This window comes from Desulfuromonadales bacterium (genome assembly GCA_035620395.1).
Taxonomy (GTDB): domain Bacteria; phylum Desulfobacterota; class Desulfuromonadia; order Desulfuromonadales; family DASPGW01; genus DASPGW01.
The window spans coordinates 1-3,926 of the sequence record DASPGW010000110.1 but is presented as its reverse complement, the minus strand read 5'-3'; the positions used below and the strand labels follow the sequence as shown (position 1 = coordinate 3,926).

4 protein-coding genes are annotated in these 3,926 nt (G+C 62.9%); 2 read left to right on the top strand and 2 right to left on the bottom strand.

The genetic code is table 11. The features are described 5' to 3' along the window. Both VD811_06120 and VD811_06115 read left to right on the top strand, forming a co-directional pair. The coding region (locus VD811_06120; protein ID HXV20547.1) for a type II toxin-antitoxin system ParD family antitoxin at window positions 1-222 on the top strand (222 nt) is incomplete at its 5' end. Beyond that, a complete protein-coding gene (locus tag VD811_06115) occupies window positions 222-533 on the top strand; it encodes a type II toxin-antitoxin system RelE/ParE family toxin (GenBank protein HXV20546.1) in 312 nt (103 codons plus the stop codon). The genes VD811_06120 and VD811_06115, both read left to right, overlap by 1 nt. A 332-nt stretch (window positions 534-865) precedes the next feature. Here the strand turns inward: VD811_06115 and VD811_06110 are convergent, their stop codons facing one another. Further along, window positions 866-2,116, bottom strand: coding sequence for a hypothetical protein (locus tag VD811_06110; GenBank protein ID HXV20545.1), 1,251 nt, complete (start codon window positions 2,114-2,116; stop codon window positions 866-868). A gap of 62 nt (window positions 2,117-2,178) precedes the next feature. Continuing rightward, window positions 2,179-3,318 (bottom strand): hypothetical protein, encoded by a 1,140-nt coding sequence (locus VD811_06105; protein ID HXV20544.1) that lies wholly within the window; start codon window positions 3,316-3,318, stop codon window positions 2,179-2,181. Between the last annotated feature and the right edge of the window lie 608 nt (window positions 3,319-3,926).

The window sequence follows — 3,926 nt, the reverse complement described above, 5'->3', positions numbered from 1 at the left end:
ACGCTAGGGCCGCACTTTGAGAAATTCATTGCTCAACAGGTCGCTCAAGGCCACTTTAATTCGGCCAGCGAGGCAATCCGCGCCGGGCTGCGGCTTCTGGAGGAACGAGAAACCAAACTGAACGTGCTACGCCGCGCAATTAAAGAAGGCGAGGAAAGCGGTACTGCGGAGTATTCCCTGAAGGAGTTGCTTCGTGAACTTGATGACGAAAGTCTCAAGTGATGCCCTGCTTTACGCTCACGGCCAAGGCGAAGGCCGATATGTTAGAGATTGGCCGCTATACGCTATCCCGCTGGGGGCGTGAACAGCGCGACAAGTATCTGACAATGTTGGATGATTGCTTTCAGCAGTTGGCTGCCGATCCGCTCATGGGGAAGGATTGCAGTGAGATTCGTAGCGGCTACCGCAAGTACCGCGCGGGGAGTCATGTGATTTTCTATCGGCAAAGGCTTAACGATACAATTGAAATTGTCCGCGTCCTCCATGGGCGCATGGATATGGATAGCCACCTTACGGAGCCGAAGGAGTCATAGCGAGCCTGTGGCGGAAGTTCGCGGCCACAAGGGAGAAAGTTGCCAACGTGGAAGCCTGACCCCCAAGGGGTCCCCCTGACCGAACTGGCGAGGGCGCTGAACTGTGACATCGCGCCGCTGGGACGGGTCGGCCGCCGGGTTCGGGAACAGGCAATAAGGGATGAACGCGTTTGCCGACATGTTGAGAAGTGAGCAGGAAGCTCAGAGAATGGCAGAAAGGTTAGCCTGACCCCTCACCGTGATCTTGCAAGGGGGATGACACCAAAAAGCAGCCGGGAGCGGATAAGAGAATCCGCTCCCGGCAGTTTAGCAGTTTATGACTGTCGGAATATCTACGGCGTGGCGAAGAAAGCCTTGCCGTTCCCCGTGCCGACTACCTTGCTGCTGTTGTTAATCGCGTTGCAGCCGCCGTTCGCCGTCGGCGAGCCGACTGCCGTGTGCAGCCGCACCGGTGTCGCGGTGCCCAGGAGGGCTGCGTTGCCTGCGGAACCGCCAACCGGCCGCCCGCCATCATTCATCCCGCCGGCGCTGGTGTTGGCCCCGCGGTCCTGCGGTTCAGTGGTGGCGACGATCCCATCCCAAACCACGGCGTGGATCATGCCGTTGGCGGTATCGGTGATCTCGCCGAAGACCCTGTTGCCCGAGATCGCGACTGCGGTGCTGTCACCGTTCAGCGTCGGCACCGGCGTCCCAGCCGGCGCATTCGGGGCCAGGGTTTTACCTTTGAGCGCGACCGGAGCGTTGTAGTCGGTCCGAGCCGGGGTCGTCGTGATCGGCGTCCATACCACGGCCTTGGTGACGCCGTTGGCGTCGGTCAGCTCGCCGACAATGACGTTGGCCGCGTTGATGGCGAAAGCCGAGCCGGAGATGCCCGTGAACGTGCCCGCCACCATATTCAAGGTCGCCACCGCCGGCGTCGGGGTTGCATCGGCGTCGAAGACGACCGGAGTGGGAGTGGTGGCAGGAGCAACGATCTGCTCGCCGACGGCGAGGCCGTTGTTGTTGATGGCGAAGGCTGCGCCTTCGTTGGCCGCATCGAGGGCAGTGATGGTGCGTGCGCCACCCCCAACCGGTTCAGGAGACCAGATTACGGCCCGAACCGGCCCGATCGGGCCATCTTCCGACTGGCCCACGATCTCTCCGACATTGTTGTTGCCGAAGGCCGCGCCGAACGTACCGGGGGTGGGGGTGCCTAACCCGGGCAGATCCTCGGGAACGAGGTCGGCGGCGGGGATGCCGTTCGCGGGAGTCGGGGTTACACTCGGCGGCGTTGGGGGTACTTGTACCACTGCGATGGCGTTCGGGGCGAAGTCCCAGACTACCGGCTGGAGGATGCCGGGGGCACCGGTGTCATCAGCCATGCCCACAACTTCCAGGCGGGTACCAGCGACGGGGTTGTTGACCGCGGTTGCCGAACTGACTGTGGTACCGGCGTCAGGCCCGGGTAGAGTGATGGCATTGGTGAATGGAACGTCGCCACCACCGCCGCCGCCGCCACCACCGCCGCCGCCACCGCCGCAGGCGGTGAGGGCCAGCACCGTGGCCGAGGAAAGTGCGCATAAAATGATTCCGTAGCGTTTCATGGGGTTCTCCTTATTCTCTTAGAGTCGGTACGGCAATGGCGCGTCTCCGGCGCCCTCCGTTGTCAGCGAATGTCGAGCGGCGTCACGTCAGGCAGGACGGTGGGCGGAGCCACGACCTGGGGAGTAATCCGCAGCGCCTTTTCTTGCCTGCCAACGGCCCCACCGGGGGCCGGGAGGAGTCTCGGGGCACGGGTCGTGAAGCTGAAGCTGCCGTCGGCCCGAGTCACTGTCGTACCGAGCGCCTGGGGTACGGCTTCCTCGGTGGTGATGGTGAGGGTCGTCCCGGCAGGAACGGCAGCAAGGTTGCTGGTCCCGCTTACCTGGATCTTGCCGTTTTTGGTGTTGAGCTGGGCCCGGCGGTCCTGAAGGTCGGGGAGCTGGCCGAAGAGGACGAATGTGTCGAACGTGACGTCGCCGAAGGCGGCAGGCCCGATGATCCGGGCAACGTTCCTGCCCGTGGGGGAACCGGTGACGGCGGTCTCCGCCTCCAACGCACCCCCGTCAAACAGGAAGCGGCTGGTGCCGACGGTGACAGGGGCCAGCGGCGCACCGCCAGGCGTGGCGGAGGGGAGCAGGAATACGTCGATGGCTCCGGTCAACGCGTCCGTGATCAGTTCCGGGGGGCATACCTGGACCAGCGGGTCGCACTCGGCCGGGAACCCGCCGAGAACCCGGTCGTTTACGGCGGTGAGGGTGAACTCCGCAACCTTGGGAGTGGCCGGATCGTCGTCGTGGTCGACGTCGTAAGGCAGGGTCACGCGGTAGTCTCCGGCAGGAGCGTTGTCGATCCGGACGAGGATACCGTTGGAGAGGACCGGCGTGAGGCCGTCGACCTCGGACGGGAAGGCTTCGATGGCCATGATGATCCTGACTCGAGCCGGATTGAGACCATCGGCGCCGACCGCGACATCGGCGCCAGTCTCGGCGGCGAAGTAGATGACCTCGAAAACCTGCGTGGGATCCACCGGCGGAATCGCCGTATCCCCCGGGAAGACGGGGATAGTACCACCTTCGAGGCACACGGCGGAGTCGCTGCACTGGGCGAGACGCAGGCCATTGGCGTCCTCGATCCAGAGCGGGAAGGGGTTGGCGACGGGGTCGACGTCGGCGGGGCTCAACCGCGCCAACTCCGCCTGGGCCGGCAGGGCGAGGCCGCCCGCCATTACTGCTGTTGCGAACAAAATGCTGAGCAATCTTTTCATCTTTTTTCTCCTTGGTTGGATTTACGGCTTCCGGCGCTTCTGTCTGTAAGGAAAACCGGCGGCGCCCGATCTGTTTCCGAACCTGTCCTCGGGTCGCTGCAGCCTGGCGGCCTGGCCTCATCCCCCGGTGACGTCGGCCGACGTGCTAGGACGAGGGCTTTGATATGTGATTGCTGGATTGTCCCCCCGATGCGAAACATGTGAAGAGTGTAACAATGAGGCGGCTTATTGCAAGCGCCTCCGAGAATTAAAATTCCGTCTACTTTTCAGCCACTTTTGAACCAACGAGTTCGGTCGCTTCGCCTTCATGTCTCTTTTTATCAGAAATATATCAGACGAGCAAGGCGGCACAAGTGGGGGAACCCCTACTTTTGACGGGGGGGGAAATGCCCATAAGGGCAGTGGGCGGCGGCCGGGTCCGGTTCCACCTGTGACACGGTTGGCAGCGCCTTGCCGTCCGGACGCAAAGAGGCGCAGGGCCTTGCGACCCTGCGCCTCTTTATGTTGCACTTGATTGTGACCTGACTTACGGCCGGGCGAAGAAGGCCTGGTCGTTTTTAACACCGACCACCCGGCTGTTGGTGTTGATCGCACAGCCCAGGCTGGTG

Coding starts and splice junctions, on each gene's coding strand:
- VD811_06115 (HXV20546.1), top strand. CDS start 222: ATGCCCTGCTTTACGCTCACGGCCAAGGCGAAGGCCGATATGTTAGAG.
- VD811_06110 (HXV20545.1), bottom strand. CDS start 2,116: ATGAAACGCTACGGAATCATTTTATGCGCACTTTCCTCGGCCACGGTG.
- VD811_06105 (HXV20544.1), bottom strand. CDS start 3,318: ATGAAAAGATTGCTCAGCATTTTGTTCGCAACAGCAGTAATGGCGGGC.